Source organism: Mycolicibacterium pyrenivorans, assembly GCF_025821625.1.
In the GTDB taxonomy this organism is placed as follows: Bacteria; Actinomycetota; Actinomycetes; order Mycobacteriales; family Mycobacteriaceae; genus Mycobacterium; species Mycobacterium pyrenivorans.
The window spans coordinates 65,876-88,117 of the sequence record NZ_JACKSH010000065.1; the positions used below are offsets into that span (position 1 = coordinate 65,876).

The window sequence follows — 22,242 nt, forward strand, 5'->3', positions numbered from 1 at the left end:
ACGGAAGGAACCAACCATGGCTGAGAAGAACCAGATCGAGATCGACGACCTGAAGGCCCCGCTGCTCGCCGCCGTCGGCGCTGCCGACCTGGCCCTGGAGCGCGTCAACGAGATCGTCGCGACGCTGCGCGAACGCGCAGGCGAAGCCCGCACCGACGCCGAGGCCCGCGCCGAGGCGAGCCGTGCCCGCATCAACAAGCTCCAGACCGAACTGCCGACCCAGGTCGACGACATCCGAGGCCGGCTGACCTCTGAGGAACTGCGCAAGTTCGCCGAGGGCTACGCCGACGCCGCGCAGACGACCTACAACAAGCTGATCGAGCGCGGCGAGGCCGCCCTGGAGAGGCTCCGCAACCAGCCTGCACTGGAAGAGGCCGCCAGCCGGGTCGAGGGATACACCGACCAGGCCGTCGAGCTGACCCAGGAGGCGCTCGGCAACGTCGCGTCGCAGACCCGCGCGGTCGGTGAGCGTGCCGCCAAGCTGGTCGGCGTCGAGCTGCCGAAGAAGGCCGAGTCGGCCGCCGCTCCGGTGAAGAAGTCCGCGGCCAAGGCCCCGGCCAAGAAGGCGCCCGCCAAGAAGGCCACCCCGGCCGCGAAGAAGGCTCCGGCCAAGAAGGCGCCCGCCAAGAAGGTCACCCAGAAGTAAGTCGCTCACCCCGTGGGGTGAGTCGACCGGAGGGCGTAACCCGCCTAGGCTGTCGAGCGTGGAGCTCCAAGGCCTGGTGGGTTACGTCCTCTTCGCTTTGACCGTCGCTGTCCTGGTGACGGCGGTCTATGCGTTCGTGCACGCCGCGATGCAGCGACCCGATGCCTACACCGCCGCCGACAAGTTGACCAAGCCGGTGTGGCTGGTGATCCTGGGCGCGGGCGTGCTGCTGGCCCTCGTGCTCGGTATCACCGGTGTGGCGATCGCCGCCGTGGCCGCGGGCGTCTACCTCGTCGACGTCCGCCCCAAGATTCTTGAGATCCAAGGGAAGTCGCGGTAGTGCGGCGCATCTCCGCCACCGCAGTCGTCGTCGCCGTCGCACTGACCGTCGCGGTCGCACCCGCGGCATCTGCCACACCGGTCCTCGCGCCGCCGCCCTACGTCGACCACGTCGAGTGGGCCAAGTGGGGCGACCTGTCCAGCCTGCGCGTCTACCCGACGGCCTCGGGGCGCGACACGTCCGGCAGGCCGGGCACCGCGGCACAGGCCGACCAAGCCTGGGCCGAGGTGCTGACACTCTCTCCCGACGCGGCCATTTCCGGCATGCGGGAACAGTTCGTCTGCCACTGGAAGTTCGCCGAGATCTTCGAACCCGGCAAGACCAGCTGGAACCTCGAGCCGTGGCGTCCCGAGGTCGGCGAGCAGGAGATGGTCGCGGCAGGCTGCAATCCGGGTGGCACCGAAGAGCCCTTCTGATGGGCTCCTACACCCGCGCCCACGTCGCGGGCCTGGTCGACCACACGCTGCTCAAACCCGAGGCCACCGAGGCGGACATCGTCGGATTGCTCACCGACGCAGCCGAACTCGAAGTGTTCGCGGTGTGTGTCTCACCCACGCTGGTAGCGGCGGCATGTTCGCCGGTCAACGGTCCCGCCGTCGCGTCGGTCGTGGGATTCCCTTCCGGTAAACATCTTTCGGAGGTCAAGGCCGCAGAAGCGCGACTGGCCGCGGCCGCCGGTGCCGCGGAGATCGACATGGTGATCGACGTCGGTATGGCCGTCGCGGGTGTGCTCGACCGGGTGCACGCCGACATCGCGGCGGTGCGTGCGGCGGTTCCGCAGTCGGTGCTCAAGGTCATCGTCGAGTCGGCGGCCGTGCTGGAGTACAGCGGTGAGCCGATGCTCGGCGACATCTGCCGGGTCGCCGAGGACGCGGGCGCCGATTTCGTCAAGACCTCCACCGGATTTCACCCGAGCGGAGGCGCATCGGTGCGGGCGGTCGAGCTGATGGCCGCCGCCGTCGGAAACCGGTTGGGTGTCAAGGCCAGTGGCGGAATCCGCACTGCCGCAGACGCTGTCGCGATGCTCGACGCGGGAGCCACCAGGCTGGGGTTGTCGGGCACCCGGGCGGTACTCGACGGTCTCGGCTGACCGCTACAGGCCGACGAAGCAGGGGTCCTGGTTCTGCTTCGGGATCGACTGATTGCTCGTCGAGAGCTGGCTCACCACACCGGAGTCGGTGACCTCGATGGAATCGGCGCGGATGTCCATCGGATAGTTCTGGGTCAGCTCCGAGGTGAACGCGTCCAGCGCGGGCTGCACCGTCTCGCGGGGCAGCGTGAAGCCCAACCCGGTCACGTTGACGACCTGCAGCGAGATGGCGCCGTCGACGACCTCGGGCCGCGCGGTGATGCTGCCAAGCGCCCCCTCGAGCTCGATCGTCCCGTCGGTCGGATTGGTCGAGACCCCGGTGACGAAGCTGCCGACCAGGGGAATGGCGCCCTGGATGGTCTTCTTGATCCCCTCGGCGCTCCAGGTGATGTTGGCGACCAGCGAGCCGAGCGATCCGCTCGAGGTGGCGGAGTCCTCCAGGCGGACGTCGTTGATGTCGAGGTTGAGCTTCATCCCCTGGGCGTCTCGGACCTGGTTGCCCGCGGTCTCGATCCGGATGTTGGTGTAGTGGCCCGACGCATGTTGGAACAGGAACGGCGGCAGCGTGCCGAACGAGGCGCTCACGTCGTCCTGCACCACGCACTCGACGACCTTGGAGACCACCGAGTCGGCCCGGCTGCGGGCATACAACTCACCGCCGAGGAGCCCGGCGAACACCAGCGCCATGACGATGACGGCGACCAGGACGATGGACAGCGGGTCGCTGAAGATCTTCTTGAACTTCGCCTGCAACGACGAATCCTCCTGCGGGGTGGACGGCGGCCCAGGCGCATAACCGGGGGGCTGGTTCTGCGGGAACTGTGGCTGCGGTGGGCCTGGCTGCTGTGGCGGAGGGGCCCAGGGATCGGTCACCCGAGCGATTCTGCCCTACGCAGATGAGCAACCCCTGAGCGGTTGCTCATCACTGCGACGGTCTCGCGGGCCTTGCGGGCTGCCTCGAGGTCGATGTCGTAGACCAGCACCTCCGGGTCGGCGCCGGCCGAGACCAGTACCTCGCCGAGGGCGGACGCCACGATGCTGCCACCCACCCCGGTGGGCCCGAGCGCGGCGATCTCGTCGCCCGGGTAGGCCTGCCCGACCGCGGCGACCACGCTCGTCGTGTCGATCGCGCGGGCGCGGGCGAGGAGCGTCCACTGGTCGAGCTTTCCCGGCCCGGTGCCCCACGACGCGTGCACGGTGATCAACTCGGCCCCGCGCTCGGCCAGCTCCACATAGAGCTCGGGGAACCGGATGTCGTAACACAGCGTCAGCCCGACCGTCACGCCGTCGACGCTGATCACCACCGGTTCCCGGCCGGCGGCGACCGTCTTGGACTCGGTGAAGCCGAACGCGTCGTAGAGGTGGATCTTGTCGTAGCGGGCGTCCACCCCCGGACCCGTCGCGAGCAGCGTGTTGGTGATGCGGCCGTCACCGGAGGGACAGAACATGCCTGCGACCACCACGATGCCCGCACGCTGGGCGACCTCCCTCACCCCGTCGGCCCACGGCCCGTCGAGCGGTTCGGCGACCTCGGCGAGCGGCACCCCGAGGCGGCACATGGTCGCCTCGGGGAACAGCACGAGCGACGCGCCCGCGTCGGCGGCCCGCTGCGTGTACTCGCGGACCAGGCCGAGGTTGGCCGCCGGGTCGGTGGTGCTGCGGATCTGAGCGAGGGCTACACGCATATCGGGGCGCATGCCGCCAGCCTAGTTACGGTCCCCAGGCCGGCCGGTCGAGCGAGGCGGACTTGGTGCCGAGCTTGCCGGAGCGGACCTGCGCGGCCAGGCTGTCGAGGATCACCCGCGAGCTCATCAGCGCGGTCTGCTCGGCCCAGTCGTACGGCGGCGAGCACTCGACGACCTCTATACCGGCCAGGCCCGGCTCGGAGACCATCTTGACCAGGTTGAGCGCCTCCCGCGGCAGCAGGCCGCCGGGCTCCGGCCAGCCGGTCCCCGGCACGAAGCCGGCGTCGATGACGTCGATGTCGAACGACAGGTACACCGCCTTGGCGCCCTTCCAGGCGATCTCGAGGGCCATCTCCGCTATTTTCTCGACGCCGACGCGCTCCACGTCGCCGACGGTGATCACCGTCGACTTGCGGTCGCGGCCCACCTTCACGCCCTCCCGGGGGCTCTGCCACCCGCCGATGCCGATCTGGACCAGGTTGGTCGCGGGCGCGTTCTTGATGTTGGTGGCGTGGAACCACGGGGTGGTGTGCATCCGCTCGTCGAGGTCGGTCTCCTGGGTGTCGACGTGGCGGTCGAAGTGGATGATGCCGATGTTGCCGTCCATGTAGGGGGCCAGCCCACGAATCGTGGGGAAACCGATGGAGTGGTCGCCACCAAGAACCACGGGCACGATTCCTCTTGAAGCGACGAACGCCATCGCCTGGCTGATCTGGTCGAACGACTTCTCGAGGTTGCCCGGGATGGTGAACACGTCGCCGACGTCGACCATGTTGAGTTGCTCGCGCAGGTCGACGCCGGATTCGTAGTTGTAGGTGCCGAACAGGTTGGTCGAGCGCCGGATGCCCTGCGGGCCGAAGCGGGTGCCCGGCCGGTAGGTGGCACCCGCGTCCAGCGGCACCCCGAAGATCGCGACCTCGGCGTCGTCGACCTGGTGGACGTCCTCGATGAACGGGCATTTCAGGAACGTGCCGCGCTCGCCGGCGAAGTGCGGCTTCTCGCCGCGGACGAACGTCGAGATCGTCCGGTCGTTGATGGTGGGCGCGGCTTCCAGGCCGAAGCTCAGGCCACGCTCGATCTCCTCGCGCAGCCGGCGGTCACCGAGGTTGGCCTCGGCCTGCTGGGCCCAGGCGCCTTCGGCGTTGGGCAGGGACGGGTCGGGATGTCCAGAATCGGGCACGAGCGCTCCTCAACGCGCCGTCTTGATCCCCTGACCGGATTACGGGGTAGGCGCAGCACCTCGTCCGGGGAACCGGTTCGCGCGGCCCCTGCGGTCATTGTTGGCACAGGCCCGAATCCCTGTCCAGCGCTAAAGGAAACGTGGCGTTAACACCGGGCGCGACCTGACGTAATGAAACGGGTTTTTCCTGAATCGGACTCACATCAACATGTGGGGCGCGTCTAGGGTTCCGCCGTTCGCGGGTCTGGTCCGAGAGACGCAGGCGGCCGGGCGGCGATGCCCGGACGTTCCACGGCGGGAGAAAAGCCCGGGAGACTCCGCTGTCCAATGTGGAGGCTCCGCCTCCGCGCCCGATGTGGGGGCTCCGCCTCCGCGCATCCATCCGGAGGTCTCCCCCAATGATTCTTCTCGGCGTCGGATTGAGCATTGTCGTCGTCACCCTGATCGGCCTGGCCGTGGCCCGCCGCGTCGGTGGTGACAGCACGAACTTCTTGGTGGGCGGTCGCAACCTGGCCCTGCCGCTGGTCGGTGCGGCCCTCATGGGGCAAGCCGTCGACACCAACGCAACACTCGGCAACACCGACCTGTCGTCGGCGTTCGGCTTCTGGGCGGGCGCGGCGCTGCCATTGGGACTCGGCCTGTGCCTGCTGATCACCGGGATCTTCTTCGCGAAGCCGATGAACCGAATGGGCCTGACGACACTGCCCGACTACTACCGGCTGCGCTTCGGGAGGCCGGTCGAGGTGGCCTCGTCGGCCCTGATGATCGTGGCGTTCGCGATCCTGGTGGCCGGCAACCTGGTGGCAGGCGGCTTCCTGTTCGAGTACTTCGTCGGCTTCCCATACTGGGTTGGCGTGGTGTTGATTGCGGGAATCGTGCTGCTGTACACCGGCGCGGGCGGCATGCTCGCCGACGCCTACACCGCGATCGTGCAGATGGCCCTGATCCTGGTGGCTGCGGTGGCCACTCTGATCTGGGTGACGGTGACGTACGGGTTGACGGTCCCGGACGGAATGGGTCCGTTCGACGTCGGTCAACTCGGCGATCCGGCGCAGGGTGCCGCGATCAACTGGGCGACGCTGATCGCCCTGGGCATCGGTGACATCGTGGCAATCGACTTCATGCAGCGGATCTTCTCGGCACGCTCGCCGGAAACCGCCCGCCGGGCCTGCTTCATCGGTGCGGCCGGTGCCGCGGCGGTCGGTATTCCGTTCGCCCTGGTGGCGCTCGCGTCGACGGCCATCGTGCCGGAAGGATCCGACGGTCCGGTCCTTTTCGTCCTGCTCGACGACTTCGCACCGATCGGCCTGACGGTGCTGGTGCTGGCCGGCATCGTCGGCGCGTCGATGAGCACCGCCAATGGCGCGATCCTGGGGACCGCGGCCGTCGCCGTGCGCAATGTCGGCAACATCAAGAGAGTCCACGTGGAGGGCAAGGCCGATCCGCTGTTGCGGGCCACCCGGTGGGCGATGCTGCCGGTAGCCGGGGTGTCGGTGTTGTTCGCGCTCAAGGTGCCACAGACGGGGATCCTGCTGACGCTGGCGTTCGACCTGTTGCTGGCCTGCCTGATCGTGCCGTTCGTGCTGGGCTTGTACTGGCGCCGGGGAACCGCGGCGGCGGCGGTCGCAGCCATCGCGGTGGGCCTGGTGGTCCGTCTCGGCCTGTTCGCCATGACACCGACGATGTATGGGGTGGACAACACGATCTTCTACGTCGAGAACGGGTTCTTCGACGCGACCTTCGACGGTTACCCCACCTTCATCGCCTTCGCTGCGTCGCTGATCGCCTACGTCGTCGTCGCGCTGCTCACCAAACCGGCGACGCTGCGCGGGCTGGACATTCGGGTCGCCGAGGACCTCGACGAGGCACTTGCGGGCGCCGAGGAGCGTGTCGAGGAGCCCGTGTTGGTCGAGTCCAGGCCGGCCGAGGCGCTCTAGCCAAGCGAGTCGGGCGCGACGGCGGACCACGGCACCGTGAGCACTCCGTCGCGGAGGTTGCGCCTCGGTGGTGTCACCGGAAGTCCTTCGGCGACAAGTTGTTCCAGCATCGCGCGCCACCGCACCCTGGGGCCGAACACCCCGTGACCGGCGACGCTGGCCCACGCGCGGTCTGCCGCCTGCAGCAGCGCGTGGACCGGCTCGCCGGGCACGTTGTGGTGGATCAGCACCTTGGGCAGGCGCTCGGCCAGGTCTGACGGGCGCTCGATGGCGAACGGGTCGCACGCCAGCGTCAAGCTCACCACCGACGTCGCGTCCAGGAGCACCCAGCAACAGCGGCGGCCCAGCTCGTCGCAGGTGCCGTCGACGATCAGCCCGCCCGGCGCCAACCCCTGCCGCATCGCCGCCCACGCGCCGGCCACCGCCTCCTCGGGGTACTGGCGCAGCACGTTGAACGCCCGGACCAGCACCGGCCGGTGGCCCGCCAATTCGAAACCGCCGAGCGCGAATTCGACCCCGGGCGCCGACCCGTTGCGCGTCGCCGCCTGGCCGATTCGCACCCGGTCGGGTTCGATCTCGAGACCGACCACGCGGACGTCGGCGCGGACCCAGCGCAGTCGCATGGCCAGCTCCAGCGTGGTCACCGGCAGTGCCCCGTACCCCACGTCGACGACCAGCGGATCGGTGGACGACTGCAATGCGGTGCGGACCCGCGGCGAGTGGACGAGCCAGCGGTCGCTGCGGCGCAGCCGGTTGTGCCCGGTGGTGCCCCGCGTGATCGCGCCGATCGGCGCACCAGCACGCTGAGCCATGCCCGCGAGTCTAGGCCCGGGATCAGCTGTTTTCGGTGATCCACACCGTGGTGAAGCGCTGTTCGGCGATCAGCAGGTCGACCAGCTGGCCGCCGATGAAGTTCTCGATCTTGCCGCCCACGAGCGGAACGCGGACCTCCACGGTGGCCGTCAGCGCCATGCGGGAGCCCGCCCCCGACGGCACCGGTGTCAGCACCGCGTCGCCCGTCAGGTTGGCCGGGGCTCCCGGGATCTTGCCGGTGACGACCGCGGTCGCGCGACCGTCGACGATCGGGGTCCACAGCTCCTCGCGCACGAAACTCAGGTCGCCGCGGTGAAATTGGGTGACGACGGCGGGCAACCGGCTCGCGCGCAGCGTCTGGGTGGTCTTGATCCGGATCCCGCCGTCGGGTGCGGGTGCCATCTCGTCCAGCGTGGCGTGGTCGGCGCCGGAATCGCCGAGGCGCACCAGCCAGTACTCCTCGTCGGTGAACGCCCTGTGGACCTGTTCGACCGTGCCCCCGTATTCGGCGGCCATGTCGAATGAACGCGGCATAGCAAACCACGCTACCGTTACCGCCCGTGGTCACTTCGTCGATCCGCGGCGTGGCGGTTGCCGAGAACGTCCCGCTGGCACCGCTGACCACGCTGCGCGTCGGGCCGGTCGCCCGCAGGCTCATCACCTGCGCCACCACCGAGCAGGTCGTCGACGCCCTGCGCGCCGTCGACGGGGACGCACTGGTGCTGGCGGGCGGGTCCAACGTGGTGCTCGCCGACGACCTCGACGGCCTGACCGTCGTCCGGCTCGCCAACACCGGGATATCCGTGGCCGGCGCCGTCGTCCGGGCCGAGGCCGGGGCGGTGTGGGACGATGTGGTCGCCGCGTCGCTGGCACACGGGCTGGGCGGGCTCGAGTGCCTTTCGGGGATTCCCGGGTCGGCGGGGGCGACGCCGGTGCAGAACGTCGGCGCATACGGGGCCGAGGTCGCCGACACCATCCGCCGGGTCAGGCTGCTCCATCGGCGGACCGGCGAGGATCGCTGGGTGCCCCCGGAGGCTCTCCAGTTCGGTTATCGCACAAGCATTTTGAAGAACTCCTCGGACGCTGTCGTGCTGGAGGTGGAGTTCGCGCTGGACCAGGGGGGCCGCAGCGCGCCGCTGCGCTACGGCGAGTTGGCCGCCGCGCTCGACGCCGAACCGGGGGAGCGGGCCGACCCGTCGCGGGTGCGCGCCGCGGTGCTGGCGCTGCGCGCGGCCAAGGGGATGGTGCTCGATGCGGCCGACCACGACACGTGGAGCGTCGGGTCGTTCTTCACCAACCCGGTCGTGACGCGCGCGGAATTCGACCGGCTCGCCGCCGCCGTCGACGGTCCCGTCCCGAACTATCCGGCCCCCGACGGGGTGAAACTGGCCGCCGGCTGGCTCGTCGAGCGCGCCGGCTTCGGCAAGGGATACCCCGGCGACGGGGCGCCCGCCAGGTTGTCGACCAAGCACGCCCTGGCGCTGACCAACCGCGGCAACGCCACCACCGCCGACGTCATCGCGCTGGCCAGGACCGTCCGTGACGGCGTAAGCGCGGCATTCGGGATCGAACTCACACCCGAGCCTGTGCTGATCGGGTGCTCCCTCTAGGTACCGTGGGTACACGTGAGCCCCGCCGACCCGATGCCGCCGCTGAACAGGCGGCGCGCCCTCGCCGCCATCGCGGTCGGGTTGGTGGCGCCGGGCGCCCTGGCGGCCTGTACCAGCGACGGCGGCACCCTCGCCGGTGACGCCGGGGACGCCCTCGCCCCTCCCACCGTGACCTACGAACCCGCCGACGGGTCCGCCGACGTCGTGCCCACCGCGCGCGTCGGCGTCGAGGTCACCGACGGATGGTTCCAGAAGGTCAGCCTCGCCAATCCCGACGGCAAGGTCGTCGCGGGGTCGCTCAACCGCGAGCGGACGGCGTTCACCGTCACCGAGCCGCTGGGCTACGGCGTCTCCTACACGTGGGGCGGCACCGTGGTCGGCCACGACGGCAAAGCGGTTCCGCTCACCGGATCGTTCACCACGATCAACCCGGACAACCAGGTCAACGGGCAGTTCCAGCTCTCCGACGGGCAGACCGTCGGCGTCGCGGCACCGATCATCATGCAGTTCGACGCCGCCATCGCCGACGACGACCGCGCCGAGGTGGAGAAGGTACTCACCGTGACCACCATCCCGCCGGTCGAAGGCGGCTGGGCATGGCTGCCCGACGAGGTCGGCGGGTCACGGGTCCACTGGCGCACCAAGGAGTACTTCCCGGCGGGCACCACCGTGCACGTCGACGCCAAGCTCTACGGCGTCCCGTTCGGTGACGGCGCGTACGGCGCGGCCGATTCGACGCTCGACTTCACCATCGGCCGCTTCCAGGTGGTCAAGGCCGAGGCGTCGTCGCATCAGATCCAGGTCATCACCGACGCGGGCGTGATCATGACGCTGCCATGCAGCTACGGAGAGGGCGACCTGGACCGCAACGTCACCCGCAGCGGCATCCACGTGGTCACCGAGAAGTACGAGGACTTCTACATGACCAACCCCGCGGCCGGCTACGCCAACATCCGCGAGCGGTTCGCGGTGCGGATCTCCAACAACGGCGAGTTCATCCACGCCAACCCGGCCAGTTCGGGCGCCCAGGGCAACAGCAACGTCACCAACGGCTGCATCAACCTGTCCACCGAAGACGCCGAGCGTTACTTCAACACCGCACTGTACGGCGACCCCGTCGAGGTCACCGGCACCCGGATCCCGCTGTCGTACGCCGACGGTGACATTTGGGACTGGGCCGTGTCGTGGGACGACTGGGTGTCCATGTCGGCGCTGTCGGAACAGGAGGCCTCGGGCGTGCCCAGCACGGCTCCTGCGACACCGTCGGGCGCGCCGCAGCCCGTCGGCGGCCAGCCCGGTGGCTAGCCCCTTCTGGCCGGAATTGCATTCCAGCAGGAGTCCACTCGGCTTTTCCCTGCTGGAATGCAATTCCGGCGGCGGGGGCACCCTGGCGGCTAGGTCTGAACCCGGCGGTTGAAGCGGGATCCGCTCGCGCCGCTGACCTGATCGCGCGGCCTGACCACGATCAGATCCAGGTCGACGTGCGGCGGGCGGCTGGCGACGAAGCCGATCACCTCGGCGATGTCCTCGGCGACCAGCGGTGTCACCCCTTCGTAGACCTTCTCGGCGCGCTCCTCGTCCCCGTCGAAGCGGCGGAGCGAGAAGTCCGTCTTGACCATTCCCGGCGCGACTTCGGTGAGCCGCACCGGTTTGCCGAGAAGTTCGCTGCGCAGCGTACGGTGCAACACGCCCTGGGCATGCTTGGCAGAGGTGTAGCCGCCGCCGTTGTCGTAGATCTCCACCGCAGCGATCGAGGTGACGGTGACGATCAGCCCGTCACCGGAGTCGATCAGCTTGGGCAGCAGTGCGCGGGTGACGTGCAGCGTGCCGAGCACGTTGGCCTCCCACATCCATCGCCAGTGATCGGTGTCGGCGTCGGCCACCGATTCCAGCCCGCGGGCGCCACCGGCGTTGTTGACGAGCACGTCGACGCGGTCCAATCTACCGGCGAGCGCCGCCACCGCTTCGCTGTCGGTGACGTCCGCCACTATCGCCGTACCGTCGATCTCGGCGGCCAGCGCGACGATCGGAGCCTCCCGGCGGGCCACGCAGATCACATGAAACCCTTGTGCGGCAAGGGTTCTCGCGGTCGCCTCGCCGATCCCGGCGCTGGCCCCGGTGACCACCGCGACGCGGCGCGGATCTGTTGGAGTCGTCATGTTCTCAACAGTAGGCGTCGACCTTCGGCCTGCGCGCGGGTGCCGATGGCGGGGCGAAGTGAGCACGCGTCCCGGAATGGTCAGGCAGCCTGAGCGGGGCCGGCCCGTTGAGCGGTGTAGACATGACGGTGTGCGTCTAGCGACCGATCCGCACCTGCCGGTGCCACGCCGGGTAGCGGTGTTGTCCGTACACACCTCTCCACTGGCCCAGCCGGGCACCGGTGACGCGGGCGGCATGAACGTCTACGTGATGCAGACGGCACTGGAGCTGGCCCGTCGCGGTGTCGACGTGGAGATCTTCACCAGGGCGACGTCCTCGGCCGATCCGCCGGTCGTCCGGGTGGCGCCTGGCGTGCTGGTGCGCAACGTGGTGGCAGGCCCGTTCGAGGGGCTGGACAAGAACGACCTGCCGACCCAGCTGTGCGCGTTCACCGCGGGCGTGTTGCGCGCGGAGGCGACCCACGAACCCGGCTACTACGACGTGGTCCACTCGCACTACTGGCTGTCGGGACAGGTGGGCTGGCTGGCGGCCGACCGGTGGGCGGTGCCGCTGGTGCACACCGCCCACACCCTGGCCGCGGTCAAGAACGCGTCGCTGGCAGCGGGCGACTCACCCGAACCACCGCTGCGCGCCGTCGGTGAGCAGCAGGTTGTCGACGAAGCCGACCGGCTGATCGCCAACACCGAACATGAAGCGCAACAACTGGTTTCGTTGCACCGTGCCGATCCTGACCGGATCGACACCGTGCACCCGGGTGTCGACCTGGAGGCGTTCACGCCCGGTGATCGGCACGCCGCCCGCGCGGCACTGGGGCTGGGCTGGGGGGATCTGCCCGTGGTGGCGTTCGTCGGACGCATCCAGCCGCTCAAGGCGCCCGACGTGCTGCTGCGTGCGGCCGCCCGGCTGCCGGGTGTCCACGTGCTGATCGCGGGCGGGCCGTCGGGCAGCGGCCTGATTCCGCGCCCCGGCGCGGGCGGCCTGATTCCGCGCCCCGGCGCGGGCGGTCTGACGACCCCGAACGGTCTGGTTCACCTCGCCGCCGAGTTGGGTATCACCGACCGCGTGACGTTCCTTCCGCCGCAGTCGCGCGACGAACTCGTCCGGGTCTACCGTGCCGCCGACGTCGTGGCGGTCCCGAGCTATTCGGAGTCCTTCGGCCTGGTCGCTGTCGAGGCGCAGGCCTGCGGCACCCCCGTGGTCGCGGCCGCGGTCGGCGGGCTTCCGGTGGCGGTGCGGGACGGCGTCAGCGGCGCGCTGGTCGACGGCCACGACATCGACGACTGGGCGAAGGCGATCGGCGACGTGTTCACCCGGGGCCCGGCGACCATGCGGGCCGCGGCGCTCGAGCACGCCGCGGGATTCTCGTGGGGTCAAACCGTCGACGCGCTGCTGGAGAGCTACGGCCGCGCGATGGACGACTACCGCGCGCTGCATCCCCCGGTGGGGCCGTCGGCGCGCCGCAGCGGACGCCGGTTCTCGATGCGGCGGGGTGTCCGCGCGTGAGTGACGTCCAGGACCTCATCGAGCGCACCCTCAAAGAGCAGGAGCTGACCTACACCCGCCACCAGGGTGCGCGCGGCGGCCCGCCCGGGTTGGTCGTCGAGCTCCCGGGAGAGCGCAGGCTCAAGACCAACACCATCCTGACCATCGGCGAGCACTCGGTGCGCATCGAGGCATTCGTGTGCCGTCAGCCCGACGAGAACCACGAAGGTGTCTACCGGTTCCTGCTCAAGCGCAACCGCAGGCTCTACGGCGTCGCCTACACCCTCGACAACACCGGCGACATCTACCTCGTCGGCCGGATGGCATTGGCGTCGGTCACCTCCGAGGAGATCGACCGGGTGCTCGGGCAGGTGCTCGAGGCGGTCGATTCGGACTTCAACACGTTGCTGGAGTTGGGTTTTCGCACCTCCATCCAGAGGGAGTGGGAGTGGCGGGTGTCGCGGGGCGAATCACTGAAGAACCTGCAGGCGTTCGAGCACCTCATCGATGACCGGGATGACGACCGAGACGACGACTGACCCGTCGTGAGAGGATTTCCCGCATGGCAGACACCGCGACGCTGATCCTGCTCCGCCACGGCGAGAGCGAGTGGAACGCGCTGAATTTGTTCACCGGATGGGTCGATGTCGACCTGACCGAGAAGGGCAGAGCCGAAGCGATCCGCGCGGGTGAGCTCATCAAGGCTCAGGACCGTCTTCCCGATGTCCTCTACACCTCGCTGCTGAGGCGCGCCATCACCACCGCCAACCTCGCGCTCGACAAGGCCGACCGGCACTGGATCCCGGTGCACAGGGACTGGCGGCTCAACGAACGTCATTACGGCGCGCTGCAGGGTCTGGACAAGGCCGAGACGAAGGCCAAGTACGGCGACGAGCAGTTCATGGCGTGGCGGCGCAGTTACGACACCCCGCCCCCGCAGATCGAGCTGGGCAGTGAGTTCAGCCAGGACGCCGACCCGCGCTACGCGGACGTCCCGGGCGGCGCCCCGCTCACGGAGTGCCTCAAGGACGTCGTCGAGCGGTTCGTGCCGTACTTCACCGAGGTGATCGTCCCCGACCTGCAGGCGCGCAAGACGGTGCTGATCGCCGCGCACGGCAATTCACTGCGTGCGCTGGTCAAGTACCTCGACGGGATGTCCGACGAGGATGTCGTCGGCCTGAACATCCCCACCGGAATCCCGCTGCGCTACGACCTGGACGCTGATCTCAAGCCGATGGTTCCGGGCGGGACGTACCTGGATCCCGAGGCCGCCGCGGCCGGCGCGGCGGCGGTGGCCGCGCAGGGTGCCAAGTAGCCCGTCGAGCCACACCCGCGGCCTCATCCGGCCAACAACGGGTGAACAACGGAGGACGCGCACCCGAACATCGGTGTTTGCGTCTGTGACTTGTCCCGATTTGGCCGCACGCTGCTGGGATGACGTTCACCGAATGCGTACGATTTTCGCGTGAGTGTCGTATCGGCGCTGCTGCTCGCAGCGATCGTGGCACTGCTCGCGTTGACGATCGGTGTGGCGGTCGGGACGGGGGTGGTTCCCCGCCTCCGCGAACGCCGGCAACGGCGGTCCGCCGAGCAGTCCGGCATCACCGTCTCGCAGATGCTCGAGCACGTGGTGGCGCAGTCCCCCGTGGGAATCGTGGTCGTCGACACCTTCCGTGACGTCGTCTACACCAACGACCGGGCCCGCGATCTCGGGTTGGTGCGCGACCGGCTCCTCGACGACCGCGCCTGGCTGGCCGCCCAGCGCACGCTGACCACCGGTGAGGACGGCGAGGTCGACCTGTCACCGCGCAGACGCAGCCGGACGGGCAGGTCGGGGCTCGCGGTGCGTGGCCATGTGCGGCTGCTGACCGAGGACGACCGGCGCTTCGCGGTGGTCTACGTCGACGACCAGTCCGAGCACGCCCGCATGGAGGCCACGCGCAGGGACTTCGTGGCCAACGTCAGCCATGAGCTCAAGACGCCGGTCGGGGCGATGGGTGTGCTGGCCGAAGCCATCCTGGCCTCGGGCGACGACCCCGAGACGATCCGGCGCTTCGCCCAGATGATGGTCACCGAGTCCAACCGGCTGGCCGACATGGTGGGTGAGCTGATCGAACTGTCGCGGCTGCAGGGCGCGGAGCGACTGCCCGACCTCGAGGCCGTCGACGTCGACACCGTGGTGGCCGAGGCGCTGTCGCGCCACAAGGTCGCCGCCGACAACGCCGACATCGCCATCACCACCGATGCGCCGACCGGTTTCCGCGTTCTCGGCGACCAGACGCTGCTGGTGACCGCCATCGCGAACCTGGTGTCCAACGCGATCGCCTACTCGCCCAACGGATCCTCGGTGTCGATCAGCCGGCGTCGGCGCGGCGACAACATCGAGATCGCGGTCACCGACCGCGGCATCGGGATCGCACGCGCCGATCAGGAGCGGGTGTTCGAGAGATTCTTCCGTGTCGACAAGGCACGGTCCCGGGCCACCGGCGGTACCGGGCTGGGGCTGGCGATCGTCAAGCACGTCGCCGCCAATCACAACGGATCCATCCGGCTGTGGAGTCAGCCGGGCACCGGGTCGACGTTCACTTTGTCGATTCCCGCCTTTTCCGACGGGGAGACTGAAGATGATCAACATGAACGAGAGGACTAGTACATCGATGACCAGCGTGCTGATCGTGGAGGACGAGGAGTCCCTGGCCGATCCCCTGGCGTTTCTCCTCCGTAAAGAGGGCTTCGAGGCGACTGTGGTGACCGACGGGCCGTCGGCCCTTGCCGAATTCGAGCGCGCCGGCGCGGACATCGTGCTGCTCGATCTGATGTTGCCCGGGATGAGCGGAACCGACGTCTGCAAGCAGTTGCGGTCGCGCTCGAGCGTCCCGGTGATCATGGTGACCGCCCGCGACAGCGAGATCGACAAGGTCGTCGGCCTGGAACTCGGGGCGGACGACTATGTCACCAAGCCGTATTCGGCGCGTGAGCTGATCGCGCGCATCCGCGCCGTGCTGCGCCGCGGCGCCGACGCCGACGACATCGGGATCGGTGACGGCGTGTTGGAGGCAGGCCCGGTGCGCATGGATGTGGAACGGCATGTGGTCAGTGTCAACGGCAGCCCGATCACGTTGCCGCTCAAGGAGTTCGACCTACTCGAATACCTGATGCGCAACAGCGGGCGGGTGCTCACCCGCGGTCAGCTCATCGATCGGGTGTGGGGAGCCGACTATGTCGGGGACACCAAGACCCTGGATGTCCACGTCAAGCGGCTGCGCAGCAAGATCGAGGCCGACCCCGCCAGCCCGGTGCACCTGGTCACCGTGCGCGGTCTCGGTTACAAACTGGAAGGCTGAGATTCTTCCGTGATTCCGGTGTAGTTGGTTAACGCCAGCGTGACCAATTACGCCCAGCGCCGAGCCAGTGTGGTGAATGACGGGTCACGCTCGGCGGTCATCGTCTGCGCAAATCGCCGCGGGGCGGGATCATGCTAAACAGGAAGAGTGATGAGGCTCGCACGACGAGCCGACCGCCCAGCCTCGTTCATTCGGCGGCCCGGGTCGCGGGGTGGACGGCGATGAGGCCGAGTCCGCTGCGGCGCCTACACATTGCCGCCAGTTCCGAATAGGCCTTGTCGCCGAGCAGTTCGGTGAGCTCGGGCGCGTAGGACTGCCACACCTGCTTGGCGCCGACGTGGGCCGCCGGGTCGCCGGTGCAGTACCAGTGCAGGTCGGCGCCGCCTTCGCCCCACCCGCGCCGGTCGTACTCGGTGATCGTCGTCTTGAGCACCTGCGTGTCGTCGGGCCGGGTGATCCACTCCTGGGTGCGGCGGATCGGGAGCTGCCAACAGACTTCGGGCTTCAGTGTGAGCGGCTCCACGCCGATCTTGAGCGCCTTGCTGTGCAGCGCGCAGCCGATGCCGCCGGGCCAGCCAGGACGGTTCAGGAAGATGCAGGCGCCCTTGTACTTTCGGGTCCGCAGGTTGGGCTTGCCGTCGTATTCGTCCATCTCGAGGTAGCCCTTCTTGCCCAGGCCCTTGTCCCGGTACTGCCAATCCTCGTCGGTGAGCAGTTTGACGGCGTCGTCGAGTTGGGCGCGGTCGTCGTCGTCGGACAGAAACGCGCCGTGTGAACAGCATCCGTCGTCGGGCCTGCCCTCGACAGTGCCCTTGCAGGCCGGCGTCCCGAACACACACGTCCAGCGGGACAGCAGCCACGTCATGTCCGCAGCGATCAGATGTTCGGGATTGTCGGGGTCGTAGAACTCCACCCACTCACGGGCGAAATCCAGTTCCACTTCGCCGGGATGTGCCTCGCTCACGGTTTTCCACGGTAGACCCATTAGGTTGGGAGGGTGCGATTAGGCGTGCTCGACGTGGGCAGCAATACCGTTCACCTCCTGGTGGTGGATGCGCGTCGCGGCGGGCACCCGACCCCGATGAGTTCGACGAAGGCGTCGCTGCGGTTGGCGGAGGCGATCGACAACTCGGGCAAGCTCACTCGCCGCGGTGCCGACAAGTTGGTCGGAACCATCGACGAGTTGGCCAAGATCGCCGTCAGCTCGGGGTGTGCGGAGTTCATGGCCTTCGCCACCTCCGCGGTGCGCGACGCGAAGAACTCCGAGGACGTGTTGGCCCGGGTGAAGGCCCAGACCGGCGTGGAGCTGCAGGTGCTCAGCGGCGTCGACGAATCCCGGCTGACATTCCTTGCGGTGCGCCGGTGGTACGGCTGGAGCGCCGGCCGCATCATCAACATCGACATCGGCGGCGGCTCGCTGGAACTGTCCAGCGGTGTCGACGAGGAACCCGACGTCGCGCTCTCGCTGCCGCTCGGTGCGGGTCGCTTGACCCGGGAGTGGCTGCCCGATGATCCGCCCGGCCGCCGGCGGGTGGCGATGCTGCGCGAATGGCTGGCCAACGAGTTGTCGGAGGCCGGCGCCACGATCGCCGAGGCGGGCAGCCCGGACCTGGCGGTGGCGTCGTCGAAGACGTTCCGCTCGTTGGCCCGGCTGACGGGCGCCGCGCCGTCGGGGGCTGGACCGCGGGTCAAGAGAACGCTGACGGCGGCCGGTCTTCGGCAACTCATAAATTTCATCTCTAGGATGACCGCGTCTGACCGTGCGGAACTGGAAGGGGTGAGCGCCGATCGGGCCCCACAGATCGTCGCAGGCGCTCTGGTGGCGGAAGCCAGCATGAAGGCTCTCGGGATCGAGAGTGTCGACATCTGCCCCTGGGCGTTGCGGGAGGGATTGATCTTGCGGAAACTCGACAGCGAAGCCGACGGAACAGCTCTCGTCGGCGGTGCCGACAATGGGCCACGTGGAGGTGCCGACAATGGGCCGCGTGACGGTGCCGGGGAATCGGCCTCACGGCGGATGTCCATACGCAATGCTGGACGGTGAAGCAACGAGGCTCAAAGGCAACAGGCGATGACTGGATCAGAAGACAGCGGCAGCACCCGACCGATCTCGGTCGCCGAGCTGCTGGCAAAGAACGGCACGATCGGTGCACCCCCCGTCGGCGGCAGGCGTCGCCGCCGGCGCGGTAACGCCGACGCCGTCACCGTCGCCGAACTCACCGGCGAGATCCCCGTCGTCCGGCCCACCGACCCCTACCCTTCGGCGGCCACCCCGGCGGTGGACGAGCCCGAGGTGGTCGCCGAGCCGAGCGACGAGAGCGCCGAAGAGGTCGTGTCGACCAACGGCGCCGTCGACCACGCCGACATCGAACCCGAGGTCGCCGAGGAGGCCGAAGCCGTTTCCGAGGATGTCGTGGTCGACGAGGCCGCGGCCGACGTCGCCGAAGAAGAGGCCGCCGAAGAAGAGGCCGCCGAAGAAGACGACGAGCAGGCCGACGACGACTACGCCGACGCGGTCGCGGAGTACTCGGCGCATCTAGAGCAGCGTGACGCCGAACCCGCCCCGGTCGATTTCGCGCCCCCGCCGCGGCGTTTCGGCTTCGGCCGGCGGTCGAGCACGGCGCCGGCGGCAGGCGACGCCGAACAGATGCTGCCGGATCCCGTCGATGACGGTGACGAGACCGCTGTTCTCGAGTCCCCGGTCGACGTGGACGAAGGCCCCGAGATCGAGGATCTCGACGACGAGGCCGCCCTCGAGGCCGACGACAGCGACGAGTTGCCGTCCTACCTGCGCTCCACGCAGGAGCCGCTCTTCGGCGGGCAGACCGTCGCCGACGACCTCGCCCGGCGCGGGTCCCGTCCGGCGCCGGACGACGTCGACCTCGGCGAACTCGAGGCGGAGGACGAACGCGACGACGAGGTGGCCGAACTCGGCGAGCCCCGCCGGATGTCCTCTTTCGTGCACGGCCTGTGGATCGTCGGGCAGAGCGTCCTCGCCGTGGCGTTCGGCGCGGGCCTGTTCGTCGCATTCGACCAGCTGTGGAAGTGGAACAACATCATCGCGCTGGTGCTGTCGGTCCTGGTCATCCTGGGTCTGGTCGTCGGCGTGCGGGTGGTGCGCAAGACCGAGGACATCGGCAGCACCCTGATCGCGGTGGCGGTGGGTGCGCTGGTCACACTCGGTCCGCTGGCACTGCTGCAATCGGGCTGACGGCCGGGTCCTGAGCCAGAAGAGCCTGGATAGAAGCACTGTGCGCCCCGCAATCAAGGTCGGTCTGTCGACGGCCTCGGTCTACCCGCTGAGGACCGAGGCCGCTTTCGAGTACGCCGCGCGGCTCGGCTACGACGGTGTCGAGCTGATGGTGTGGGCGGAATCGGTGAGCCAGGACATCGACGCCATCGCTGCCATGTCGAAGCGCTATGACGTTCCGGTGCTGTCGGTCCACGCGCCGTGCCTGCTGATCTCCCAGCGGGTGTGGGGTGCCAACCCGATCCCGAAGCTGGAGCGCAGCGTGCGTGCCGCTGAGCAGTTGGGCGCGCAGACCGTGGTGGTGCACCCGCCGTTTCGCTGGCAGCGCCGCTACGCGGAGGGGTTCGCCGAACAGGTCGCCGACCTCGAGGCCTCCGGCGAGGTGATGGTCGCGGTGGAGAACATGTTCCCGTTCCGCGCCGACCGGTTCTTCGGGGCGGGGCAGACCTCGATCGAGCGGATGCGTAAACGCGGCGGCAACCCGGGACCCGGGATCTCGGCGTTCGCCCCCTCCTACGACCCCCTCGACGGCGGCCACGCGCACTACACCCTGGATCTGTCGCACACCGCGACGGCGGGCACCGACGCCGTCGACATGGCCCGGCGGATGGGTGAGGGCCTGGTGCATCTGCACCTGTGCGACGGCAGCGGCGCCTCGGCCGACGAACACCTCGTGCCGGGACGCGGCACCCAGCCCACGGTGGAGATCTGCGAGACGCTGGCCGCAAGCGACTTCGCGGGCCATGTCATCCTCGAGGTCACGACCTCGGGTGCTCGCACCGCCGCCGAACGTGAGGCGCTGCTCACCGAGTCGCTGCAATTCGCCAGGGCGCATCTGCTGCGCTGACCCCGAGGAGCCCCGATGACCGGTTCCACCCTGTTCACCGACGCGATGGCGCTCTCCCCGTCGGGTGACGGCGTGTACGAGGGCCTGCTGAACGAACACTGGACGATCGGGCCGAAGGTCCACGGCGGCGCGATGCTGGCGCTGTGCGCGAATGCCGCGCGCACCGAGTTCGCATCCGGACCCGACGGCAACGACGTGGAACCCATCGCGGTGTCGGGGAACTTCCTGTGGGCGCCGGATCCGGGCCCGATGCAGGTGGTCACCGCGGTTCGCAAACGTGGTCGGCGGGTCAGCCTGATCGACGTGGAGCTCAACCAGGGGGGTCGGACCGCCCTGCGCGCCGCCATCACCATGGGCACCCCCGAACATCACGTGCCGCCGCTGCTGTCGGTCAACCCGGTGATCCCGCTCATGACGCCGGAGCCGCCACCCGGACTGGAGCCGATCGGCCCGGGGCACTCGATGGCCGACATCGTCCACCTGGCGCACGGTTGCGACATCAGACCGTCGCTGACGACGTTCACTCGCCGCCCGGATGGCGGGATGCCCGTCATCGAGTACTGGGTCCGGCCCAAGGGGTGCCCGCCCGACGTGTTGTTCGCGCTGCTGTGCGGGGACGTGTCGGCTCCGGTGACGTTCGGCGTCAACAGGTTCGGCTGGGCGCCCACAGTCCAGCTGACGGCCTACCTGCGCGCGCGACCCGCCGACGGCTGGCTGCGGGTGCTGTGCACGGCGACCCAGATCGGCCAGGACTGGTTCGACGAGGACCACATCGTGGTCGACTGCGCGGGACGCATCGTCGTGCAGACCCGCCAATTGGCGATGGTGCCGGCTCCCGGCGGCGGAGCCGACGATCCGACAGGGGCGTGACGCCGCCGGACGTCCAGTCCCGCCGCCGTGCGATGCTTTCCGGCATGGCCAGAATCGCGATCGTTGGCGGTGGAAGTATCGGCGAGGCGCTGTTGGCGGGGCTGCTGCGCGCCGGGAAGCAGGTCAAGGACCTGGTCGTGGCCGAGCGGGATCCGGCTCGCGCGAAATACCTCTCCGAGAAGTACGCGGTGCTGGTGACGACCGTCGCCGACGCCGTCGACGCCGCCACCTACGTGGTCGTCGCAGTCAAGCCCGCCGACGTGCAGCACGTGATCGGCGACATCGCCGACACCGCGGCCAAGGCGGAAAGCAATGCGGCCGAACAGGTCTTCGTGACGGTCGCCGCGGGGGTCACGACGGCCTATTACGAGAACAAGCTGCCCGCCGGCTCGCCGGTCGTGCGGGTCATGCCCAACGCGCCGATGCTCGTCGGCGGCGGAGTGAGCGCGCTCGCGCCGGGCCGGTTCGCGACCGCCCAGCACCTCAAGGAGGTCTCGTCGCTCTTCGACGCGGTCGGCGGGGTGCTCACCGTGGCCGAGTCGCAGCTGGACGCGGTCACCGCCGTGTCTGGTTCGGGTCCCGCGTATTTCTTCCTGATGGTCGAGGCGCTCGTCGACGCGGGCGTTGACGCGGGCCTGACGCGGGCGGTGGCCACCGACCTGGCGGTGCAGACGATGGCCGGCTCGGCCGCGATGCTGCTCGAGCGCCTCGACGATGCGGCCCCGGACGGGGACTCGGCGATGGGCGTGACGGTGAACACCTCGGCCGCTCAGCTGCGGGCCACGGTCACCTCTCCGGGCGGCACCACCGCCGCTGGTCTGCGCGAACTCGAACGGGGCGGGTTGCGGGCAGCGATCGCCAACGCGGTCGAGGCCGCGAAAAGCCGCTCTGAGCAGCTCGGAATTACACCGGAGTAGTTAACCAATTTCGGACTGATTAGCCCACACCCGTCGCAGTAACCCCACCTGCCACGCTATTCTCCCAAGGG

General features: G+C 69.0%; 24 protein-coding genes and 1 riboswitch. Of the genes, 17 read left to right on the forward strand and 7 right to left on the reverse strand.

Annotation, left to right across the window (positions count from 1 at the left end):
- Positions 1 to 16: 16 nt before the first annotated feature.
- The 4 genes from H7I57_RS09160 to deoC are packed head-to-tail and all read left to right on the forward strand — an operon-like array spanning position 17 to position 2,076.
- Positions 17 to 646 (forward strand): heparin-binding hemagglutinin, encoded by a 630-nt coding sequence (locus H7I57_RS09160; protein WP_264023109.1) that lies wholly within the window; start codon positions 17 to 19, stop codon positions 644 to 646.
- Between the two features lie 58 nt (positions 647 to 704).
- The gene (locus tag H7I57_RS09165; protein WP_264023110.1) at positions 705 to 986 is read left to right on the forward strand and encodes a DUF2516 family protein; all 282 of its coding nucleotides are present in this window, start codon (positions 705 to 707) and stop codon (positions 984 to 986) included.
- The gene (locus H7I57_RS09170; protein ID WP_264023111.1) at positions 986 to 1,402 is read left to right on the forward strand and encodes a DUF2599 domain-containing protein; all 417 of its coding nucleotides are present in this window, start codon (positions 986 to 988) and stop codon (positions 1,400 to 1,402) included. Before H7I57_RS09165 ends, H7I57_RS09170 begins: the two co-directional genes overlap by 1 nt.
- On the forward strand, positions 1,402 to 2,076 hold the full coding sequence (deoC, locus tag H7I57_RS09175) for a deoxyribose-phosphate aldolase (RefSeq protein WP_264023113.1): 675 nt from the start codon (positions 1,402 to 1,404) through the stop codon (positions 2,074 to 2,076). Before H7I57_RS09170 ends, deoC begins: the two co-directional genes overlap by 1 nt.
- A 3-nt stretch (positions 2,077 to 2,079) precedes the next feature.
- Here deoC and H7I57_RS09180 read toward each other — a convergent pair whose 3' ends face one another.
- Genes H7I57_RS09180 through H7I57_RS09190 form a run of 3 tightly spaced genes read right to left on the reverse strand, consistent with a single transcriptional unit; the run spans position 2,080 to position 4,941 of the window.
- A complete protein-coding gene (locus tag H7I57_RS09180) occupies positions 2,080 to 2,949 on the reverse strand; it encodes an LmeA family phospholipid-binding protein (RefSeq protein WP_264023114.1) in 870 nt (289 codons plus the stop codon).
- Positions 2,946 to 3,761 (reverse strand): carbon-nitrogen hydrolase family protein, encoded by an 816-nt coding sequence (locus tag H7I57_RS09185; RefSeq protein WP_264023224.1) that lies wholly within the window; start codon positions 3,759 to 3,761, stop codon positions 2,946 to 2,948. Before H7I57_RS09185 ends, H7I57_RS09180 begins: the two co-directional genes overlap by 4 nt.
- A gap of 25 nt (positions 3,762 to 3,786) precedes the next feature.
- On the reverse strand, positions 3,787 to 4,941 hold the full coding sequence (locus H7I57_RS09190; protein ID WP_264023116.1) for an agmatinase family protein: 1,155 nt from the start codon (positions 4,939 to 4,941) through the stop codon (positions 3,787 to 3,789).
- Positions 4,942 to 5,151: 210 nt separating this feature from the next.
- Positions 5,152 to 5,257, forward strand: a riboswitch (guanidine-I (ykkC/yxkD leader).
- A gap of 82 nt (positions 5,258 to 5,339) precedes the next feature.
- On the opposite strand from H7I57_RS09190, the gene H7I57_RS09195 reads away from it, so the two are divergent.
- Entirely contained in the window at positions 5,340 to 6,878 is a 1,539-nt protein-coding gene (locus H7I57_RS09195) for a high affinity choline transporter 1 (RefSeq protein WP_264023117.1), read from the forward strand.
- On the opposite strand, the gene H7I57_RS09200 is transcribed toward H7I57_RS09195, so the two are convergent.
- Positions 6,875 to 7,690, reverse strand: a complete 816-nt coding sequence (locus H7I57_RS09200) for a class I SAM-dependent methyltransferase (RefSeq protein ID WP_264023119.1) — start codon at positions 7,688 to 7,690, stop codon at positions 6,875 to 6,877. The genes H7I57_RS09195 and H7I57_RS09200 overlap by 4 nt on opposite strands.
- Positions 7,691 to 7,712: 22 nt before the next feature.
- Positions 7,713 to 8,225 (reverse strand): DUF2505 domain-containing protein, encoded by a 513-nt coding sequence (locus H7I57_RS09205; RefSeq protein ID WP_264023121.1) that lies wholly within the window; start codon positions 8,223 to 8,225, stop codon positions 7,713 to 7,715.
- A 26-nt stretch (positions 8,226 to 8,251) separates the two neighbouring features.
- Here H7I57_RS09205 and H7I57_RS09210 point away from each other — a divergent pair, with 26 nt between their 5' ends.
- Together H7I57_RS09210 and H7I57_RS09215 are read left to right on the forward strand one after the other, a co-directional pair.
- Complete coding sequence (locus H7I57_RS09210; protein WP_264023122.1) at positions 8,252 to 9,301, forward strand: UDP-N-acetylmuramate dehydrogenase; 1,050 nt, start codon at positions 8,252 to 8,254, stop codon at positions 9,299 to 9,301.
- A 15-nt stretch (positions 9,302 to 9,316) separates the two neighbouring features.
- Entirely contained in the window at positions 9,317 to 10,606 is a 1,290-nt protein-coding gene (locus tag H7I57_RS09215) for a L,D-transpeptidase (protein WP_308204332.1), read from the forward strand.
- Between the two features lie 89 nt (positions 10,607 to 10,695).
- On the opposite strand, the gene H7I57_RS09220 is transcribed toward H7I57_RS09215, so the two are convergent.
- Complete coding sequence (locus H7I57_RS09220; RefSeq protein WP_264023123.1) at positions 10,696 to 11,460, reverse strand: SDR family oxidoreductase; 765 nt, start codon at positions 11,458 to 11,460, stop codon at positions 10,696 to 10,698.
- A 130-nt stretch (positions 11,461 to 11,590) separates the two neighbouring features.
- Here H7I57_RS09220 and mshA point away from each other — a divergent pair, with 130 nt between their 5' ends.
- The 5 genes from mshA to regX all read left to right on the forward strand — a co-directional run bounded on the left by mshA (position 11,591) and on the right by regX (position 16,287).
- On the forward strand, positions 11,591 to 12,964 hold the full coding sequence (gene mshA / locus H7I57_RS09225) for a D-inositol-3-phosphate glycosyltransferase (protein ID WP_264023124.1): 1,374 nt from the start codon (positions 11,591 to 11,593) through the stop codon (positions 12,962 to 12,964).
- Positions 12,961 to 13,482 carry a type III secretion system chaperone family protein gene (locus tag H7I57_RS09230; RefSeq protein WP_264023125.1) on the forward strand — a complete coding sequence of 174 codons (522 nt, stop codon included), beginning with the start codon at positions 12,961 to 12,963 and terminating at the stop codon, positions 13,480 to 13,482. Before mshA ends, H7I57_RS09230 begins: the two co-directional genes overlap by 4 nt.
- A 23-nt stretch (positions 13,483 to 13,505) precedes the next feature.
- Entirely contained in the window at positions 13,506 to 14,258 is a 753-nt protein-coding gene (locus tag H7I57_RS09235; RefSeq protein ID WP_264023126.1) for a phosphoglyceromutase, read from the forward strand.
- A gap of 150 nt (positions 14,259 to 14,408) precedes the next feature.
- Complete coding sequence (locus H7I57_RS09240; RefSeq protein WP_264023128.1) at positions 14,409 to 15,593, forward strand: sensor histidine kinase; 1,185 nt, start codon at positions 14,409 to 14,411, stop codon at positions 15,591 to 15,593.
- Positions 15,594 to 15,600: 7 nt separating this feature from the next.
- Positions 15,601 to 16,287, forward strand: a complete 687-nt coding sequence (gene regX / locus H7I57_RS09245; protein ID WP_264023129.1) for a two-component sensory transduction protein RegX — start codon at positions 15,601 to 15,603, stop codon at positions 16,285 to 16,287.
- A 187-nt stretch (positions 16,288 to 16,474) separates the two neighbouring features.
- Here the strand turns inward: regX and H7I57_RS09250 are convergent, their stop codons facing one another.
- Positions 16,475 to 17,272, reverse strand: a complete 798-nt coding sequence (locus H7I57_RS09250) for a DUF3109 family protein (RefSeq protein WP_264023130.1) — start codon at positions 17,270 to 17,272, stop codon at positions 16,475 to 16,477.
- Between the two features lie 12 nt (positions 17,273 to 17,284).
- On the opposite strand from H7I57_RS09250, the gene H7I57_RS09255 reads away from it, so the two are divergent.
- From H7I57_RS09255 to proC, 5 genes are read left to right on the forward strand one after another with little or no spacing between them, the layout of a single operon-like run.
- Positions 17,285 to 18,331 carry a Ppx/GppA family phosphatase gene (locus H7I57_RS09255; protein WP_264023131.1) on the forward strand — a complete coding sequence of 349 codons (1,047 nt, stop codon included), beginning with the start codon at positions 17,285 to 17,287 and terminating at the stop codon, positions 18,329 to 18,331.
- Positions 18,332 to 18,358: 27 nt separating this feature from the next.
- Positions 18,359 to 19,498 carry an Rv0497 family membrane protein gene (locus tag H7I57_RS09260; protein ID WP_264023132.1) on the forward strand — a complete coding sequence of 380 codons (1,140 nt, stop codon included), beginning with the start codon at positions 18,359 to 18,361 and terminating at the stop codon, positions 19,496 to 19,498.
- Positions 19,499 to 19,538: 40 nt separating this feature from the next.
- Positions 19,539 to 20,384, forward strand: a complete 846-nt coding sequence (locus H7I57_RS09265; protein WP_264023134.1) for a sugar phosphate isomerase/epimerase family protein — start codon at positions 19,539 to 19,541, stop codon at positions 20,382 to 20,384.
- A 15-nt stretch (positions 20,385 to 20,399) separates the two neighbouring features.
- Positions 20,400 to 21,254 (forward strand): thioesterase family protein, encoded by an 855-nt coding sequence (locus H7I57_RS09270; protein ID WP_264023136.1) that lies wholly within the window; start codon positions 20,400 to 20,402, stop codon positions 21,252 to 21,254.
- Positions 21,255 to 21,298: 44 nt separating this feature from the next.
- Positions 21,299 to 22,171 (forward strand): pyrroline-5-carboxylate reductase, encoded by an 873-nt coding sequence (gene proC, locus H7I57_RS09275; protein WP_264023137.1) that lies wholly within the window; start codon positions 21,299 to 21,301, stop codon positions 22,169 to 22,171.
- Positions 22,172 to 22,242 lie beyond the last annotated feature (71 nt).

What these genes read in the sequence shown, in the direction of transcription:
- H7I57_RS09160 (WP_264023109.1), top strand. Translation starts at nt 17, where the DNA reads ATGGCTGAGAAGAACCAGATCGAGATCGACGACCTGAAGGCCCCGCTG.
- deoC (WP_264023113.1), top strand. Translation starts at nt 1,402, where the DNA reads ATGGGCTCCTACACCCGCGCCCACGTCGCGGGCCTGGTCGACCACACG.
- H7I57_RS09185 (WP_264023224.1), bottom strand. Translation starts at nt 3,761, where the DNA reads ATGCGTGTAGCCCTCGCTCAGATCCGCAGCACCACCGACCCGGCGGCC.
- H7I57_RS09195 (WP_264023117.1), top strand. Translation starts at nt 5,340, where the DNA reads ATGATTCTTCTCGGCGTCGGATTGAGCATTGTCGTCGTCACCCTGATC.
- H7I57_RS09200 (WP_264023119.1), bottom strand. Translation starts at nt 7,690, where the DNA reads ATGGCTCAGCGTGCTGGTGCGCCGATCGGCGCGATCACGCGGGGCACC.
- H7I57_RS09205 (WP_264023121.1), bottom strand. Translation starts at nt 8,225, where the DNA reads ATGCCGCGTTCATTCGACATGGCCGCCGAATACGGGGGCACGGTCGAA.
- H7I57_RS09220 (WP_264023123.1), bottom strand. Translation starts at nt 11,460, where the DNA reads ATGACGACTCCAACAGATCCGCGCCGCGTCGCGGTGGTCACCGGGGCC.
- H7I57_RS09235 (WP_264023126.1), top strand. Translation starts at nt 13,506, where the DNA reads ATGGCAGACACCGCGACGCTGATCCTGCTCCGCCACGGCGAGAGCGAG.
- regX (WP_264023129.1), top strand. Translation starts at nt 15,601, where the DNA reads ATGACCAGCGTGCTGATCGTGGAGGACGAGGAGTCCCTGGCCGATCCC.
- H7I57_RS09250 (WP_264023130.1), bottom strand. Translation starts at nt 17,272, where the DNA reads ATGGGTCTACCGTGGAAAACCGTGAGCGAGGCACATCCCGGCGAAGTG.
- H7I57_RS09260 (WP_264023132.1), top strand. Translation starts at nt 18,359, where the DNA reads ATGACTGGATCAGAAGACAGCGGCAGCACCCGACCGATCTCGGTCGCC.
- H7I57_RS09270 (WP_264023136.1), top strand. Translation starts at nt 20,400, where the DNA reads ATGACCGGTTCCACCCTGTTCACCGACGCGATGGCGCTCTCCCCGTCG.
- proC (WP_264023137.1), top strand. Translation starts at nt 21,299, where the DNA reads ATGGCCAGAATCGCGATCGTTGGCGGTGGAAGTATCGGCGAGGCGCTG.